At 62.6% G+C, this 15,964-nt stretch carries 16 protein-coding genes and 2 riboswitches; of the genes, 3 read left to right on the forward strand and 13 right to left on the reverse strand.

Annotated features, from left to right (window positions below):
• Window positions 1–56: 56 nt before the first annotated feature.
• From AC097L_RS01820 to AC097L_RS01865, 10 genes are all read right to left on the reverse strand, one after another.
• The gene (locus tag AC097L_RS01820) at window positions 57–737 is read right to left on the reverse strand and encodes a type 1 glutamine amidotransferase domain-containing protein (RefSeq protein ID WP_479584397.1); all 681 of its coding nucleotides are present in this window, start codon (window positions 735–737) and stop codon (window positions 57–59) included.
• 39 nt (window positions 738–776) lie between these two features.
• The gene (locus AC097L_RS01825; RefSeq protein WP_479584398.1) at window positions 777–1,940 is read right to left on the reverse strand and encodes an iron-containing alcohol dehydrogenase; all 1,164 of its coding nucleotides are present in this window, start codon (window positions 1,938–1,940) and stop codon (window positions 777–779) included.
• A 103-nt stretch (window positions 1,941–2,043) separates the two neighbouring features.
• Complete coding sequence (locus AC097L_RS01830) at window positions 2,044–2,676, reverse strand: TetR/AcrR family transcriptional regulator (RefSeq protein ID WP_479584399.1); 633 nt, start codon at window positions 2,674–2,676, stop codon at window positions 2,044–2,046.
• A 75-nt stretch (window positions 2,677–2,751) separates the two neighbouring features.
• On the reverse strand, window positions 2,752–2,961 hold the full coding sequence (locus tag AC097L_RS01835; RefSeq protein WP_479584400.1) for a SlyX family protein: 210 nt from the start codon (window positions 2,959–2,961) through the stop codon (window positions 2,752–2,754).
• A gap of 27 nt (window positions 2,962–2,988) precedes the next feature.
• Window positions 2,989–3,597 carry a DUF6198 family protein gene (locus AC097L_RS01840; protein WP_479584401.1) on the reverse strand — a complete coding sequence of 203 codons (609 nt, stop codon included), beginning with the start codon at window positions 3,595–3,597 and terminating at the stop codon, window positions 2,989–2,991.
• A gap of 30 nt (window positions 3,598–3,627) precedes the next feature.
• Complete coding sequence (locus tag AC097L_RS01845; RefSeq protein ID WP_479584402.1) at window positions 3,628–4,110, reverse strand: GNAT family N-acetyltransferase; 483 nt, start codon at window positions 4,108–4,110, stop codon at window positions 3,628–3,630.
• Window positions 4,110–6,992, reverse strand: coding sequence for an aminomethyl-transferring glycine dehydrogenase (gcvP, locus tag AC097L_RS01850; RefSeq protein ID WP_479584403.1), 2,883 nt, complete (start codon window positions 6,990–6,992; stop codon window positions 4,110–4,112). Before gcvP ends, AC097L_RS01845 begins: the two co-directional genes overlap by 1 nt.
• A gap of 61 nt (window positions 6,993–7,053) precedes the next feature.
• A complete protein-coding gene (gcvH, locus tag AC097L_RS01855) occupies window positions 7,054–7,419 on the reverse strand; it encodes a glycine cleavage system protein GcvH (protein ID WP_479584404.1) in 366 nt (121 codons plus the stop codon).
• Window positions 7,420–7,444: 25 nt separating this feature from the next.
• The gene (gcvT, locus tag AC097L_RS01860; protein WP_479584405.1) at window positions 7,445–8,578 is read right to left on the reverse strand and encodes a glycine cleavage system aminomethyltransferase GcvT; all 1,134 of its coding nucleotides are present in this window, start codon (window positions 8,576–8,578) and stop codon (window positions 7,445–7,447) included.
• Between the two features lie 51 nt (window positions 8,579–8,629).
• Window positions 8,630–8,754, reverse strand: a riboswitch (glycine riboswitch).
• Window positions 8,755–8,760: 6 nt separating this feature from the next.
• Window positions 8,761–8,861: riboswitch (glycine riboswitch) on the reverse strand.
• Between the two features lie 15 nt (window positions 8,862–8,876).
• A complete protein-coding gene (locus AC097L_RS01865; protein ID WP_479584406.1) occupies window positions 8,877–10,151 on the reverse strand; it encodes an amidohydrolase family protein in 1,275 nt (424 codons plus the stop codon).
• Window positions 10,152–10,306: 155 nt separating this feature from the next.
• Here AC097L_RS01865 and AC097L_RS01870 point away from each other — a divergent pair, with 155 nt between their 5' ends.
• Genes AC097L_RS01870 through AC097L_RS01880 form a run of 3 tightly spaced genes read left to right on the forward strand, consistent with a single transcriptional unit; the run spans window position 10,307 to window position 12,377 of the window.
• On the forward strand, window positions 10,307–10,705 hold the full coding sequence (locus AC097L_RS01870; protein ID WP_479584407.1) for a response regulator transcription factor: 399 nt from the start codon (window positions 10,307–10,309) through the stop codon (window positions 10,703–10,705).
• Window positions 10,702–11,313 carry a chemotaxis protein CheC gene (locus AC097L_RS01875; RefSeq protein ID WP_479584408.1) on the forward strand — a complete coding sequence of 204 codons (612 nt, stop codon included), beginning with the start codon at window positions 10,702–10,704 and terminating at the stop codon, window positions 11,311–11,313. The genes AC097L_RS01870 and AC097L_RS01875 overlap by 4 nt, the downstream gene beginning before the upstream one ends.
• Before the next feature lie 44 nt (window positions 11,314–11,357).
• On the forward strand, window positions 11,358–12,377 hold the full coding sequence (locus tag AC097L_RS01880) for a GGDEF domain-containing protein (protein ID WP_479584409.1): 1,020 nt from the start codon (window positions 11,358–11,360) through the stop codon (window positions 12,375–12,377).
• Window positions 12,378–12,414: 37 nt separating this feature from the next.
• Here the strand turns inward: AC097L_RS01880 and upp are convergent, their stop codons facing one another.
• From upp to AC097L_RS01895, 3 genes are all read right to left on the reverse strand, one after another.
• Window positions 12,415–13,044: a uracil phosphoribosyltransferase gene (gene upp / locus AC097L_RS01885; RefSeq protein WP_479584410.1), complete on the reverse strand. Its 630-nt coding sequence runs from the start codon at window positions 13,042–13,044 to the stop codon at window positions 12,415–12,417.
• A 166-nt stretch (window positions 13,045–13,210) separates the two neighbouring features.
• Window positions 13,211–14,488 carry a URC4/urg3 family protein gene (locus AC097L_RS01890; RefSeq protein ID WP_479584411.1) on the reverse strand — a complete coding sequence of 426 codons (1,278 nt, stop codon included), beginning with the start codon at window positions 14,486–14,488 and terminating at the stop codon, window positions 13,211–13,213.
• A complete protein-coding gene (locus AC097L_RS01895) occupies window positions 14,485–15,759 on the reverse strand; it encodes a GTP cyclohydrolase II (protein ID WP_479584412.1) in 1,275 nt (424 codons plus the stop codon). The genes AC097L_RS01890 and AC097L_RS01895 overlap by 4 nt, the downstream gene beginning before the upstream one ends.
• Window positions 15,760–15,964 lie beyond the last annotated feature (205 nt).

The following is a 15,964-nucleotide window of genomic DNA, read 5'->3' on the forward strand; positions in this document are numbered from 1 at the left end:
TATCAGTTCACAGCCGGTTTTGCGCTTTGGCGAGGCAAAGTTTATGGCCTCTTTTTTTACGCCAGCTTGTGCAGCAAGGCCTGCGCCGCCGCTTCGGACGACGCGGGGTTTTGCCCGGTGACCAGCAGGCCGTCGGTCACCACATACGACTGCCAGTCCGGGCCTTTGGAATAGATGCCGCCGTTGGCGACCAGCATGTCTTCGACCAGGAAGGGCACGATGTCGGTCAGGCCCACAGCGGCTTCTTCGCTGTTGGTGAAGCCGGTGACCGACTTGCCGCGCACGATGGATTGGCCATCGGCTGCCTTGGCGTGGCGCAGCACACCGGGGGCATGGCACACGGCCGCCACCGGTTTGCCCGCAGCCAGCAGGCTTTCAATCAGCGCAATCGAGGCGGCATCTTCGGCCAGGTCCCACAGCGGGCCGTGACCACCGGGGTAGAAGACGGCATCGAAGTCGGAGGCAGACACTTTGGCGAGCATGCGGGTGTCGGCCAGCAGTGCCTGGGCGGCGGGGTCGGCCTTGAAACGCAGGGTGGCCTCGGTTTGCGAACCAGGGTCGTCGCTCTTGGGGTCCAGCGGCGGCTGGCCGCCTTGGGGCGAGGCCAGGGTGATGGTGGCACCGGCATCTTGGAAGACGTAGTAGGGCGCGGCAAATTCTTCCAGCCAGAAGCCGGTTTTGGCACCGGTATTGCCGAGTTGGTCGTGCGATGTGAGCACCATGAGGATTTTGGACATAGAGTTTCCTTGGGTTGAGATAAGAGATTATTAAGGGAATTACAAAGCGGCTTGCAGCACACGGCGGCTAACTTCAGGCGTGATGTCGCCGTGTTCGCCCAGGCGTGTCATGACGTGTTCGGTGAGCTGGGCTACCAGCACGTCGATGGCCTCCGCGCCCAGCCCGTAGGCCGACAAGCGGGTAGGAATGCCCATGCGCTCAAAGAAGTCGCGGGTGGCGGCGATGGTGGCGGTGATGCGCTCGTTTTCACTGCTGCCGCTGCGGATGCCCCAGACACGCTCGCCGTACTGCAACAGCTTGGCGTGCTTTTGCACCCGGCGCTCTTCCAGCATGGCGGGCAACACGATGGCCAACGTGCGGGCGTGGTCGATGTTGTGCAGGGCGGTGAGTTCGTGGCCCACCATGTGGGTAGACCAGTCTTGCGGCACGCCCGAGCCGATCAGCCCGTTCAGCGCCAGGGTGGCGGCCCAAACCAGGTTGGCGCGGTCGTCGTATACCGGCTCGGGGGCCGTTAGCAGGCGCGGGCCCACGTCGATGAGGGTTTGCAGAATCCCTTCGGCAAAGCGGTCTTGCAGCGGTGCGTTGACCGGGTAGGTCAGGTACTGCTCTACCGTGTGCACGAACGCGTCCACCACGCCGTTGGCCAGCTGCTGCGGTGGGAGGGTATAGGTTTTAGTGGGGTCGAGCACCGAGAACTGTGGGTACACGTGCTGGCTGCGGAAAGGCAGCTTGGCACCGATGTCGCGCCGGGTGATCACGCCGCCCTTGTTCATTTCTGAGCCGGTGGCGGGCAGGGTCAGCACCGTGCCAAAGGGCAGGGCGCGGGTGATGTTGGCACCGCCCTTGAGCAGAATGTCCCAGGCATCGCCTTCAAACAAGGCCGCTGCGGCAATGAACTTGGCTGCGTCGATTACCGAGCCACCGCCCACCGCCAGCAAAAAGTCAAAGCCGCTCTCACGCACCTGCTGCACGGCTTGCATGGCGGTGTCGAAGCTGGGGTTGGGTTCGATGCCGGTGAAGGTGGCGTGGGCACGGCTGCCCAGGGCTTGGCGCACTTCGGCCAGGGTGCCGGTTTTTTCGGCGCTGGAGCCGCCTACCAGGATCAGCACCTTGGCAGTGGCGGGCACCAGCGTGGCGAGATCGGCAACGCGGTCTTTGCCAAAGACGATATGGGTGGGGTTGTGGAAATCAAAGTTGTTCATGGTGAGCCTGGTGAGGTTGTAAGTTGTGTGCAATAAAAATAGTAGACCGGTCGGCTTGTTGTGTAATAAATTTAATATTAAAAATAATAGCTAAAAGCCCATGTTATGTATGCGCTAGACCCAATATTTGTTCGGTATTTCGCATGGCGTGTTCAAAGGGTGTGCCGTCGCGGCGCAGTTTGGACAGCAGGCTGGCACCCAACCACATTTGGTACAGCGTGAGGGCCGTCTCCTTGGCATCCAGTGGGGGTGCAACCGAGCCATCAGCGATGGCATCTTGCAGGCACCCGGCAATGCGCTGCACGATCTGATCGGTACCGTCGCGCAGGGTCAAGCGCATGGCTTCAGACATGTCTGCCACCTCGGCGCTGAGTTTGACGACCAGGCATTTGGTGCTGGCGGCCGACGGGGTGTGGGTGTCTGCGGTGGGTTCGCAGCCTGTGGCGCATTGGGTGCTGTTCCAGTGCTGCCAGTAGCGCATCAGGCGCACGGAGCCCGTGGCACCGTCGGGGCGGAACATCGCCTCCAGCCCTTGCACGTAGCGCTCCATGTAGCGCACCAGCAGGGCCTCGCCAAAGCGCTCTTTGGAACTAAAGTAGTGGTAGAACGAACCCTTTGGCACACCGGCCACGGCCAAAATCTCGGCCAGGCCCACGCCCACAAAACCCTTTGTGGCGATCAGACGTTCGCCACAGTCGAGGATGTGGTGTTTGGCAGTAGGGGCTTCGGTCAGCATAGCGGTATTGTAGTGGTAGTAGACCAGTCGTCTAGTGGTTTGTTATGCAAACCCCTTAGCTGTGCTAGGTCTTTTTCAGTAGTGCGGTGGCAGATCGTCTGCGGCGTTGCGTGGGCCGTCCAGGCCGTCGTTAGGCCGCCGCTGCAGCCGGGTCACTTCGCGCACCAGCAGGTCGATTTGCTGCTGCTGGCGGATGACCACCTGGTCTAGTTGCTCCAGCAGGTCTTCGGTAAAGCTGGCTTTGATTTCCAGGTCGGTCAGGCGTTGGTCAATGGTGTCATGCATGGCCCGTATTGGACACTACCGCACCGCCTACAAAACGGCGTACCGGCCCGGCTTGTGGTTGACCCAGATAAACAGATTCATTACCACCGCGCCCAGCACCGAATAGCCCACACGGGCGGGTTCGATCACTGTCAGTGCCAGCAGCACGATGGTGCAGTCAATAGCCATCTGCACCTTGCCCGCACGCCAGCCGTAGGTTTTTTGCAGATACAGGGTGACGATGGTGGCCCCGCCCAGGCTGGCGCGGTGGCGGGCCAGAAACAGGCAGCCAGAGCCCAGCAGCAGCCCGCCCAGCACGGCAGCGTAGGCCGGGTGCAGCCGTTCAATGGCAAACAGCTTGGGCGACCACTCCATCATGGCCGACAGCATGCTGATGGCGATGAAAGTTTTGAAAGTGAATTCGCGCCCCATGCGCGTCCAGGCGAACCAGTAAAACGGCAGGTTGATCAGAAAGAACAGCTTGCCCAGCGTGATGCCCGTGGCATAAAACAGCAAAAACGCCGCCCCTGCCGTACCACCTGTCATCAGGCCAGCCTGGGCAAACAAGATCAGTGCTAGCGAAACAAACAGCGTGCCGGTAAAAATGGCCTGCGCGTCTTCGAACGGGGTGTGGAGGTGTACGGAGGATTCAGCCATGGCCAGTTCCCCAGCAGGAACTGTGCCGCACTAAATTTGTTTCTGCAAAAACACCGCGTGCCCGGCGGACGCGACCAGTTGGTAGCCCACAAACCCAAAGCGTGCATAGCTGGCCTGGGCCTTGGCATTGCCGGTCAGCACTTCCAGCGTCAGCTTGCAGCAGCCCCGCTCATGCGCGTGCTGCTGCACCGCCGCCAGCAGCGCCTGGCCCACGCCCCGGCCTCGGTGCGCGGGGTGCACTGCCAGGTCGTGGATGTTCAGCAGCGGCTGGGCCTTGAAGGTCGAATAGCCTTCAAAGCAGTTGACCAGCCCGACGGGCTCTTCACCCCGCCAAGCGATGAAACTGGCGGCATGCGGGCGCAGCGCCAGGTCGGCGCACAGGCGCTGGCGGGTGTCGTCGCTGAGCGGCGTGGCACCTCCCATGGGGTCCTGCGCATACAGGTCCAGCAGGTGTACCAGCGCGGCCGCATCCACGGGGTTGCTGTAGTCGACGCGGCAGACTTGCACTGCCATTACGCGTAATCCGCCACCGGCACGCAGCTGCAGAACAGGTTGCGGTCGCCAAACACGTTGTCCACCCGGCCCACTGGCGGCCAGTATTTGGACTGCTTCAGGCTGGCCAGCGGAAACGCACCGATCTCACGCGCATACGGACGGCCCCACTCGGCAGACATCAGGCTGGCGGCGGTGTGGGGCGCGTGCTTCAAGGGGTTGTTGTCTTGCGGCCAGGCACCGCTTTCGATCTGGCGGATCTCGTCGCGGATGGCGACCATGGCGAAGATGAAGCGGTCCAGCTCGGCCAGGGTTTCGCTTTCGGTAGGCTCCACCATCAGCGTGCCGGGCACGGGGAAACTCAGCGTGGGCGCGTGGAAGCCGTAGTCGGCCAGGCGCTTGGCGACATCTTCGGCGGTCACGCCGCAGCTGTCCTTGATCGGGCGCAGGTCCAGGATGCATTCGTGGGCGACGTGGCCATTGGCGCTGGCGTACAGCGTAGGGTAGTGCGGTGCCAGCTTGGTGCTGACGTAGTTGGCGGCCAGGATGGCGGCTTCGGTGGCGTGCTGCAGGCCCTCGGCTCCCATCATGCGGCAGTACATCCAGCTGATCGGCAGCACCGAGGCATTACCCAGCGGCGCGGCGCTGATGGCACCAATGCCATGCTGGGTGTCGCCCGCCGTGGCGTGGCCGGGCAGGTAGGGGATCAAATCCGCCACCACGCAGACGGGGCCAACACCGGGGCCGCCGCCGCCGTGCGGGATGCAAAAGGTTTTGTGCAGGTTCAGGTGGCTCACGTCGCCGCCAAATTCACCCGGGGCGGCAACGCCGACCAGGGCGTTCATGTTGGCACCGTCCACATAGACGCGGCCACCAAAGCTGTGCACCAGAGCGCAGAGCTCTTTCACTTGGGTTTCAAACACGCCGTGGGTGCTGGGATAGGTAATCATCACCACCGCCAGCGTGTCGCTGTATTTTTCGCACTTGGCTTGCAGGTCGGCCATGTCCACGTTGCCTTGTGTATCGCAGGCGGTGACCACCACCGTCAGCCCGGCCATTTGGGCACTGGCGGGATTGGTGCCGTGCGCGCTGCTGGGGATCAGGCAGATGTTGCGCTGGCTCTGGCCGTGGTCGTCAAAATAGGCCTTGATGGCCAGCAGACCGGCGTATTCGCCCTGGCTGCCCGCGTTGGGTTGCAGGCTGATGCCGGCGTAGCCGGTGGCTTGGCATAGCCAGTCGCGCAATTGTGCGTCCAGCTCGGTGTAGCCCAGGCGCTGGTCGGCGGGGGCGAAGGGGTGGATGTTGGCAAATTCGGGCCAGGTGACCGGGGCCATTTCGCTGGTGGCGTTGAGCTTCATGGTGCAACTGCCCAGCGGGATCATGCTGCGGTCGAGTGCCAAATCTTTGTCGCTTAAGTGCCGGATGTAGCGCAGCATGCCGGTTTCACTGTGGTGGGTGTTGAACACCGGGTGCGTCAGGAAGGCGCTGCTGCGGCGCAGCTCGGCGGGGATCAGCGAGTCCACGCTGTCTTCCAGCTCGCCCAGACGCGGCATGGGTTCGCCGGACTTTACGAAGAAAGACCAGAGCATTTCGATATCGCCCCGGGTGGTGGTTTCGTCCAACGAGATGCCGAGGTGATTTTTTAAGCGAAAACGCAGGTTGGCGCAGGCGTTGTGTGCGCGAGTAGCTATCAAATCGCTAGCATCTTCGGTTTTGACGGTGAGCGAGTCAAACGCATGCGTGTTGACGATCTCGTAGCCCATTTGCTGCAGGCCGCGCGCCAGGATGGCGGTGAAGCGGGCCACGCGCTGGGCGATGCGGGTCAGGCCCTGCGGGCCGTGGTAGACCGCATACATGCTGGCCAGCACGGCGGGCAGCACCTGGGCGGTGCAGATGTTGGAGGTGGCTTTTTCGCGGCGGATGTGCTGCTCGCGGGTTTGCAGCGCCAGGCGGTAGGCCGGGTTGCCGTGGGCATCCACGCTTACCCCCACCAGGCGGCCGGGCAGGGAGCGCTTGAAGGCATCGCGGCAGGCCATGTAGGCCGCGTGCGGACCACCGTTGCCCATGGCCACGCCAAAGCGCTGGGTACTGCCTATGACGATGTCGGCATCCCACTCGCCGGGCGGCACCAGCAGGGTCAGCGCCAGCAGGTCGGCGGCAACACATACCGCTGCACCGCAGGCATGGGCCACGCCCACCAGCGGGCGCAGGTCGTGCAGCATGCCATTGGTGGCCGGGTACTGGGCCAGCACGCCGAAGAAGTCGCCGCTGGCCATGAGCTGTGGCAGGGTTTCCAGCGCGGTGCTGACCTTGACCTCGATGCCCAGGGGCTTGGCGCGGGTCTGGATCACTTCAATCGTCTGCGGATGGCAGTCGCCCGCCACGAGGAAGACATTGCTCTTCGCTTTCACGCTGCGTTTGGCCAGGGTCATGGCTTCGGCCGCCGCGGTGGCTTCGTCCAGCATGGAGGCGTTGGCGATAGGCATGCCGGTCAGGTCGCAGACCATGGTCTGGAAGTTGATCAGCGCCTCCATGCGGCCTTGCGAGATTTCGGCCTGGTAGGGCGTGTACGCCGTGTACCAGGCGGGGTTTTCCAGGATGTTGCGCAGGATCACACCGGGCGTGTGGGTGCTGTAGTAGCCCTGGCCGATAAAGCTTTTGAACACCTTGTTCTTGGCCGCGATGGCCTTGAGCTCGGCCAGCGCTGCTGCTTCGGTCACGGGCGCGGGCAGCACCATGGGCGTGCTGCGCGCAATCGAGCGCGGCACGATACCGTCAATCAGGTCCCGGCGCGAACTGGAGCCAATCACCTCCAACATCAGGGCCTCATCGGTGGCATCGATACCGATATGGCGGGCGATGAATTCGGCGGAGTTTTCGAGTTCGTGCAGGGAGGTCGTCATGGCGAGGCGTTGGTTTTAGTCCCTCTACCGTGCAGGGAAGAGGGTTGGGGTGAGGGTGAATTTAGGCGCTAAAGGCGGTGTAGGCCGCTTCGTCTAACAAAGCGGCGATTTGCGATGCGTCCGACAGCTTGACCTTGAAGAACCAGCCAGCACCCTGCGGGTCGGTGTTGGCCAAAGCCGGGTCGGCGCGCAGCTCTTCGTTGACTTCAATGATTTCGCCGGACACGGGCATGTACACGTCGGCAGCGGCTTTCACCGACTCGACCACGCCGGCCACGTCTTTTTGGGCAAAGCTGGCGCCCACCGCGGGCAGGTCGACAAACACCACGTCACCCAGCGCGTCTTGCGCATGGGTGGTAATACCGACGGTGGCGATATCGCCCTCTATATTCAGCCATTCGTGGTCTTCGGTGTAGTGGATGCTCATGGGGTTGCTCCTGTAAAAAATGGGATTAGCCGCGAAAGTAGCGGTTGGGTGTGAAAGGCATGGATACGACTTCCATCGGCACGATTTTGCCTCGCACCACGGCATTGATGCGGGTGCCGATGGCACTGAATTCCGGGGCCACGTAGGCCATGGCAATCGGCTTGTCCACGGTGGGGCCGAGCAGGCCGCTGGTGACTTCGCCGATGGCGTTGCCCGCCGTGTCTTGCAGGGCGGTGTGTTCGCGCACGGGGATGCGCTCCAGGGCCACGAGTCCAACACGTTTTCGAGCGGTAGCGCTAGTGCCGCGTGTGAGTTTCGCTAGTATTTTTGTAGCACCTGGAAATCCACCCTCACGCGCACCACCGGTACGCCGCACTTTCTGGATGGCCCAGTTCAGGCCTGCTTCGACCGGTGTGGTGGTGGTGTCCAGGTCGTTGCCATACAGGCACAGCCCGGCTTCCAGGCGCAGCGAATTGCGGGCGCCCAGGCCGATGGGCTTGACTTCGGGCTGGGCCAGCAACGCGCGGGCCAGAGCTTCGGCCTGGCTGCTGTGGACCGAGATTTCAAACCCGTCTTCGCCCGTGTAGCCGCTGCGCGTCAAAAAGCAGGGGATGCCCGCCACATCGAAGTGGCCGCCGGTCATGAAGACCAGCTTTTCTACGCCGGGTGCGAGGCGCGAGAGGGCGTCCACCGCCTGGGGGCCTTGCAGCGCCAGCAATGCCAGTTCTGGTAGGGGGATGACCTGGCAGCGCTGGCCAATTTTTTCTTGGATGTGGGCGATATCGGCCGCTTTGCAGGCCCCGTTGACGATCACGAAGATGTCGTCGGCGCGCTTGAAGAACATCAGGTCGTCGAGGATGCCGCCGTCGTCGTTCAACAGCAGGCCATAGCGCTGCTTGCCCACCGGCAGATCGATCACATCGACCGGAACCAAGGTTTCAAAAGCCGCCGCCGCGTCCGGGCCGACCAGACGCAACTGGCCCATGTGGGACACATCGAACAGACCCGCCGCCGTGCGGGTGTGGTGGTGCTCGGCCATCAAACCTGCCGGGTACTGCACCGGCATGCTGTAACCGGCGAAGGGCACCATGCGTGCACCCAGTTCAAGATGCAGAGCGTTGAGCGGTGTCAACAGGTGTGGTGTGGGCAAATCGGACATTGCGGTTCTTTCAGAGGGCACACAGAAAATCACGGTTACAAAAAACCATGTGTGGCCCCCTCTGTCCGCTTTACCTGAGCGATTCGCCGGGCAGGCCTTGCGGTGGTGCAGGCCGACTGCGGGTTGCGCCTTCGGTGAACCCGCTCCAGGGCGGGTTTCTCTCCAGGGGGAGACGCTTGTTAAAGCGCTTGTCAGTCCTTTTGCCTGAGCGTTCAGACCCACGTAGCGGGGTCCTGCGCCTTCGGCGGTTCTTGCTGGAAGAACTCTCTCCTGACAGGCTAGATTCTAACCATGGCGGTTAGCGCAGCAGCCAATCGGTCTGCGAAGGTCGTCCGGGCAGGTCCAGCTTGGCCGTGGCGGCCGGGGTTTGCGCCAGCAGCTTGCCGCGCTTGTAGACCTGCAGCCGGGTGGCGCGCAGGCGGATGGCTTCCACCGGGTCCTGGGCTTGCAGCAGCACAAAGTCGGCCCAGCAACCGGCCTCCAGGCCGTAGCCTTCCAGCTGCAAAATCTTCGCCGGGTTGACAGTGACGGCATCAAAGCACTGGCGCATCGCGGCCTGGCTGGTCATCTGGGCCACGTGCAGGCCCATGCTGGCTACTTCCAGCATGTCGCCGCTGCCCAGGCTGTACCAGGGGTCCATCACGCAGTCCTGGCCCAGGGCGACGGTCAGGCCGTGGGCCATCATTTCGGGCACGCGGGTCATGCCGCGGCGCTTGGGGTAGCTGTCGCCCCGGCCTTGCAGGGTGATGTTGATCAGCGGGTTGCTGACCACATGGATCTGCGCCTCGGCCATCAGCGGCAGCAGCTTGGAGACGTAATAGTTGTCCATGCTGTGCATGGAAGTAAGGTGCGAGCCGGTAACGCGGCCCTGCAGGCCCAGGCGCTGGGCCTCGAAAGTCAGGGTTTCGATGTGGCGCGACATCGGGTCGTCGGACTCGTCGCAGTGCATGTCCACCAGCTTGCCCTGTTCTGCGGCCAGCTCGCACAGCAGTTTCACGCTCAAGGCCCCATCGGCCATGGTGCGCTCGAAGTGTGGGATACCGCCTACCACGTCCACGCCCATGTCGAGTGCGCGTTTCAGCTTGTCCATGGCCAGCGGGTCGCGCAGGGCACCGTCTTGTGGAAAAGCCACCAGCTGCAGGTCCAGGTACGGCGCAACCTGGTGTTTCACTTCCAGCAGCGCCTCTACCGCCAGCAGTCGCGGGTCGCAAATATCCACGTGGCTGCGGATGGCCAGCAGGCCCTTGCCCACCGCCCAGTCGCAGTAGGCCAGGGCGCGCTGGACCAGGGCTTCCTGGGTCAGGTCGGGCTTCAGCTCGCCCCAGAGTGCAATGCCTTCGAGCAAGGTGCCGCTCTGGTTGACGCGCGGCAAGCCGTAGCTCAGCGTGGCATCCATGTGAAAGTGCGCATCAACAAACGGTGGGCTGACCAGCAGGCCCTGCGCATCGAGGGTCTGGTGCGCGGGTGCCAACAGGCCCGCGGCGACTTCGGTGATGCGGCCGTTTTGCACGGCAATCGACATGCCGGTGCGGCCATCGGGCAAAGTGGCGTGGGTAACGAGGAGGTCGAGCATAGGACTAGCGTAATAGAGTGGGATGGAGGAGGGCGCAAACGCAAATAATTTTTACACGTCTGGTGCTGGCAGCGCGCTATGGATTGGTAACATCCTGACACATGGCCGCGACTTAGCGCGACAATCATTTTCATGCCCCTAGAGCCTGCCCCAACATGACCACCACCACTGCTACCAACGAGACCCCCTCCACTACCCTTTTGATCGTCGACGACAGCCGGGTTTCGCGCATGATGATCCGCACGCTGGTGCTGGCCAAGCGCCCCACCTGGACCCTGGTGGAGGCGGCCAGCGGCGACGAGGCCCTGGCCCTGGCGGCCACCCAGATGTTCGATTACTGCACCATGGACATCAATATGCCCGGCATGCTGGGTACCGATGCAGCCGAGCACCTCAAACGCCAGCGTCCCACGTTGCGGTTGGCCCTGTTTTCGGCCAACATCCAGGAAAGCCAGAAGACGCGTGCGGCGGAGCTGGGCGTGAAGTTTGTGGCCAAACCCGTGAGCGATAAAAGCGTGACCGAGGCGCTCACTTTTTTTGAAAGTCTGCTGTGATCAATCTGTCTGAGCTGCAACTGGATGCGTTGACCGAGGTGTTCAACGTCGGCGCCGGCCAGGCTGCGGCCAGCCTGAGTGAAATCGTTGGTGACGAAGTGCTTTTGTCGGTGCCGCGCATCCAGTTTTTCGACCGTACCGATGTCAACGCCGAAACGCTGTCGCTGCGGGGCGGGCGCCTTGGTGCTGTGCGGCAAAAATTTGGCGGTCCCTTCAGCCTGGAGGCCACCCTGCTATTTCGCGAAGAAAAAGCGCTGGAAATTGTGCAGGAAATGCTGGGTTCGCAGGTCAGCGTCGAAGATCTGGTGGAGTTTGAGCACGAGGCTATGTGCGAGCTGGGCAATGTGATTCTGAACGCCTGTTTATCGGCCATTGCCGACATGCTCAGCATCGACCTGAGCAGCACCTTGCCCGATTATTCGGTGGACGGTGCCGACACGGTGATTGGCAAGCTGATGTCCGACGAGACCCAGCCTATGGTGTTGGTGCTGCATATTGACCTGACCATCGAAAAGCGCGATACCCAAGGCTACCTGGTGTTTTTGCTCAGCGCCAGCTCGCTAGAGGGGCTGGTTGCCTCCCTGGATGCATTTTTGGCGCGCATTTGAATCCGTCGCCAGCCTGGATGTCCGCCAGCTCTGTAGGGTCGCTGTTGCCATGGTCCGAAATGGTGGACGCACTGGGCAGCGGTTTGATTGTGCTCAACCCGCGTGGTGAAGTGCTGCTGTGGAACGCCTGGGTGGTGCGCCACAGCGGTATTACTGCCCCGGCGGCACTGGGCTGCACGCTGCAGTCGGTGTTCGCCAACGGCCTGTCGCTGTCTTTCATCAGCGCCCTGAAAAATGTACTGGCCTACAAGCTGCCGGTCGTTTTGTCCAATGTGCTGCACCGTACGCCCTTGCCCTTGTACCTGCGCCCCGAAGACGTCGCTATTGGCCCGCAGCAACGCATGCCACAGTCGCTGACTCTGGTGCCCGTGCGCTATGACAGCGGCGGTGCGGACGCGTTTTTGGTGATGTTGCAGATCACCGACACCAGCAGCTTCGTGAAGCGTGAGCGGCTGCTGCAGTCACGTTCTGAAAAGCTTTCCCGCGAGGCAGTGATTGATGGCCTGACCGGCATCTACAACCGCAAGTATTTCGACCAGAAGCTGGCCGCCGAACTGAGCCGCGCCCAGCGCCACAAGACCCCGCTGTCGCTGGTAATGCTGGATGTGGATTACTTCAAAACATACAACGATACCTACGGCCACCCGGCGGGAGACCGGGTGCTGCAGGCGATTGTGGGCGCGGTGCAGTCGCAGTTGAACCGGTTGTCGGATGTGTTTGCGCGCTACGGTGGCGAAGAATTCATCATCATCCTGCCGTCTTGCGACCGTGTCGGGGCCAACCGCATTGCCGAAAATGTGCGCAAGGCGGTGTCGGCATTGCACATCGAACATGTCGGCTCACAGGTTGATAAGCACATCACCACCAGCCTGGGTGCCGCTACCTGCGCGGGTGGTGTCGCCTGCAGCGATGCGCTCCTGCTGGATACCGTGGACAAAGCCCTCTATGCCGCCAAACACGGTGGCCGCAATGCGGTGCGTTGGCTCAGCGTGGCCGACCCGCAACCCACTGGCGGCTACGGGGTAGAGGGCCAAGACCCGCCTGGACCAGGGCACTCTCTTTAATATAGCGGCTAGTGTAGGTAGAATATGGGCTAGAGGCTTATTGGGTGCCAAAAATGCGGTCGCCCGCATCGCCCAGGCCCGGCACGATGTAGCCGTGGCTGTTGAGCTGGCGGTCGATGGCGGCGGTGTAGATCGCCACGTCGGGGTGCGCGGCTTGCAACGCGGCCACGCCTTCTGGGCAGGTGAGCAAACACACAAATTTTATGGATTTGGGGTTCAGCTCCTTGAGCCGCTCCACCGCAGCGATGGCCGAGTTGCCGGTGGCCAGCATCGGGTCGACGATCACCACATCGCGTTCATGCATGTCCTTGGGCATTTTGAAGTAGTACTCTACCGCCGTCAGTGTCTTGGGGTCGCGGTACAGGCCCACATGGCCCACGCGCGCGCCCGGTACCACGCTGAGCATGCCCTCCAGAATGCCGTTACCCGCGCGCAGAATGGACACAAACACCAGCTTTTTGCCGTCAATCACGCGGGCGGTCATGGTCTCCAGCGGGGTTTCGATCTCCACATCCTGCATCGCCATGTCGCGCGTGACCTCGTAGGCCATCAGCGAACTCAGCTCGTTGAGCAGGCGGCGGAAGGTGTTGGTGCTGGCATCCTTGCGGCGCATCAGGGTCAGCTTGTGTTGTACCAAGGGGTGGTTGATCAGGTGGACGTTGCTCATGGTGTGCTTTGCAAAAGTGAAGAATTCATTTTCTCAGTGTGATCGCTACGCTACGGGCCTGCCCATTCCAGAGATACCGCAGAATTGGCTCCGCCAGGCTGCTGGTATCGCCCCCTGCAAGGGGGTTGGCGAGAGTGACACGCAGTGCACGCAGCCTGGGGGTGTGTCAAAACACAGTGCCATCGCTGGCGATATTCATGGGTGGGGTGCCACCCCGCAAGCGCTGGGCCAGCACGCGGCCTGCCGCCCAGGTGCCGCCCTCCAACACGCAGGCCAGGGGCATTTGCGCGGCAGTGAGGCCTAGCTCGGTGCGGACCAGCGGGGCCAGTTCGTCCAGCAGAGCGACCGTCAGGGCGCGCCATTCGACGATGCATTCGTCGCCCGCAGTTTGTACTTGGGTGGCCAGGGCCGGGTTTTTCAGCACCAGCACGCCGCCGTCCAGCAGCAGGCCGCCATTGCGGTACTCGGGCAGGCCTGTCAGTGCGTCCAGGCCGGTGACGGTCACATCCGCCCATTCCAGCGGCTCCAGCAGCGAATAGGTGAGCCACTGAGACAGCTTGTGAAAGGGCATCCAGCCCGCGGACGCGCCCTCGCCCGGCACCGCGCTGTGCCGCCAGCAGTCGCCGAGTGCAATTTCACCGCCATCGTCCGTTTGAATAGCATTCTGTGCAGGCCAGATGGGCGACAGCGTGCTTAAAAGTGCCCCAAGAATGTCGTGTGCCGCTACGGTGGGTTCGTCGGTATCGGTGGGCACCAGGTGGTCGAACAAACGGCCCGGACGGCACAGCCCGCCCGCGCCGCCAAACACTTCGGGCTGGCTTGCAATGACCTCGCCCAGGCGGCGCAACAGGGCTGCGCGGCCTTCCAACCCCACCAGCGGGTTCTCTACGCCGACCTGGAAGGCATCGCCCAACTGGCGGGAGGTAAGGGCTTGCAATCCCAGCGCGTCGGCCTGGCAGGGCTGGGTGGGTTTGCTGGAAAACAGGCCTTTGGTGAAGGCGTTGAAGCTGGCCACGCCCAGGCCTTCGGAACGGCTGAGTTTTTGCCCCGTGCGCGGGTCGGTGTAGCTCCAGTCGGGTCCCGCGCCTGCGTCCAGCAGCACGCTGACGATGGCCAGGTCGATCTGTGCACGGGCGCGTTTGGCCACGGACACCTTGCCGAGTTCTTCGGTCATCTGGTCGGTGCGGTTGACCCCACCCGCCTCGAAATGCCGCCAGCGGCTGTGGTACGGGATCTCCAGGCTCGGGTAATTTTTGCGCGTGACCTCGGCCACCAGTTGCGCGGTGGGAGCCAGGGCGGCATCCACCACCGTGAAGTACTTTGAGTCGCCCGCACGGGCGCGCGCCAGTAGACCCTGGGCCCGTGCGCGCACCGCTTTTGTAGAGCGTAATAGGGTGCTAGCGCTTATTGCATCTGCGCGGGTAGCTATCAAATCCATAGTCATTCAGTCAATCCACGGCCTTTGGCCTTTTTGAGTTCTTCGGCATCCGGCACTGCGCCGGGGGTGAAGTAACCGGCCGCCATTTTCGCGTCCATTTCCACCTGGGCATCGGCGGGGATCATGTGGTCGGGAATATTCACCCGCTGCACCACCTCGATACCGGCGCGGGTGATGGCGTCATATTTCATATTGCTCATCGACACAAGGCGGTGAATTTTGCGAATGCCCAGCCAGTTCAGCACGTCGGGCATAAGTTCCTGGAAGCGCATGTCCTGCACGCCCGCCACGCATTCGGTTCGGTTGAAATACTGGTCGGCGGTGTCGCCACCGACCTGGCGTTTGCGGGCGTTGTAGACCAGGAATTTGGTGACTTCGCCCAGGGCCCGGCCTTCCTTGCGGAAATAGCTCACCAAGCCCACGCCGCCGCGTTGCGCGCCCTGGATGCATTCTTCGATGGCGTGCGTCAGATAGGGGCGGCAGGTGCAGATGTCGGAGCCGAAGACGTCTGAGCCATTGCATTCGTCGTGCACGCGGGCGGTCAGCTCGACCTCGGGGTTGGCCAAATCGCGTGGGTTGCCGAAGATGTAGGCAGTCAGGCCGCCAATGGGAGGCAGAAAAACTTCCAGGTCGCTGCGCGTCACCAGCTCGGGGTACATGCCGCCGGTTTCCTCGAACAGCACGCGGCGCAGTTCGGCTTCGGTACAGCCAAAGCGTTTGGCGACTTCGGGCAGGTACCACACGGGTTCAACGGCCACCTTGGTGACCATGGCTGCGCCGCTGGCGGTGAGGAATTTGCCATCGGCCTTCAGGCGGCCGGATTGCAGGGCCTCTATCACTTCGGGCAGGATCACATGGGCCTGGGTGACGGCGATGGTGGGGCGGATGTCGTAGCCCGCCGCCAGTTCACCGGCAAACACCTCGGCAATCGTCGCGCCCCAGGGGTCCATGGCCACGATGCGGCCCGGCTCACTCCACTGCGGGTAGGGGCCGATGATGTCGGTGGGCATGGTATTAGTGAGGTCGGCCTTGTGCTGCGGCGACAGGCCGCCCGAGGCTACGGCCAGCGCGCGGTAAATGCTGTAACTGCCGCTGTGGGTGCCGATCACGTTGCGGTGGCTGCGCTTGGTGGTGGTGCCGACCACCGGGCCGCGTTCGGCGGCGGTAGCCGCTGCCCAGCGGATGGGCAAGGCGCCATAGCCGCTGGCGTGCGAGGTAAGGCGTATGTGGCTGGTTTGCGCGGGAGCCATGGAGCCAGTGGCGGTATCAGCGGGCATAGAGAATCCTCAAAGTATGGATGCTTGCACAGCATCGGGTTGCAGGCCAGAGGCTATTCACTCGGGTGCGGCGCAAGCGGTAGGCATATGCGGCATGCACAGGCGGTAAGAAATAACCAGTTCGGTGCCTGCTATGTATTTTGCATGCGCGTGGTGCTGCGCATGGATAGCTTGGTCTTTCAGGGGTGAATGTGTAGTTATGTGA

The sequence above is a fragment of the Rhodoferax sp. RT5P35 genome (genome assembly GCF_056521385.1).

Bases quoted from the DNA above. Each gene is read 5' to 3' on its own strand.
- AC097L_RS01870 (WP_479584407.1), top strand. From the start codon at position 10,307: ATGACCACCACCACTGCTACCAACGAGACCCCCTCCACTACCCTTTTG.
- AC097L_RS01820 (WP_479584397.1), bottom strand. From the start codon at position 737: ATGTCCAAAATCCTCATGGTGCTCACATCGCACGACCAACTCGGCAAT.
- AC097L_RS01835 (WP_479584400.1), bottom strand. From the start codon at position 2,961: ATGCATGACACCATTGACCAACGCCTGACCGACCTGGAAATCAAAGCC.
- AC097L_RS01895 (WP_479584412.1), bottom strand. From the start codon at position 15,759: ATGCCCGCTGATACCGCCACTGGCTCCATGGCTCCCGCGCAAACCAGC.
- AC097L_RS01825 (WP_479584398.1), bottom strand. From the start codon at position 1,940: ATGAACAACTTTGATTTCCACAACCCCACCCATATCGTCTTTGGCAAA.
- gcvT (WP_479584405.1), bottom strand. From the start codon at position 8,578: ATGTCCGATTTGCCCACACCACACCTGTTGACACCGCTCAACGCTCTG.
- AC097L_RS01890 (WP_479584411.1), bottom strand. From the start codon at position 14,488: ATGACTATGGATTTGATAGCTACCCGCGCAGATGCAATAAGCGCTAGC.
- AC097L_RS01865 (WP_479584406.1), bottom strand. From the start codon at position 10,151: ATGCTCGACCTCCTCGTTACCCACGCCACTTTGCCCGATGGCCGCACC.
- AC097L_RS01840 (WP_479584401.1), bottom strand. From the start codon at position 3,597: ATGGCTGAATCCTCCGTACACCTCCACACCCCGTTCGAAGACGCGCAG.
- AC097L_RS01845 (WP_479584402.1), bottom strand. From the start codon at position 4,110: ATGGCAGTGCAAGTCTGCCGCGTCGACTACAGCAACCCCGTGGATGCG.
- upp (WP_479584410.1), bottom strand. From the start codon at position 13,044: ATGAGCAACGTCCACCTGATCAACCACCCCTTGGTACAACACAAGCTG.
- AC097L_RS01830 (WP_479584399.1), bottom strand. From the start codon at position 2,676: ATGCTGACCGAAGCCCCTACTGCCAAACACCACATCCTCGACTGTGGC.
- gcvP (WP_479584403.1), bottom strand. From the start codon at position 6,992: ATGACGACCTCCCTGCACGAACTCGAAAACTCCGCCGAATTCATCGCC.
- gcvH (WP_479584404.1), bottom strand. From the start codon at position 7,419: ATGAGCATCCACTACACCGAAGACCACGAATGGCTGAATATAGAGGGC.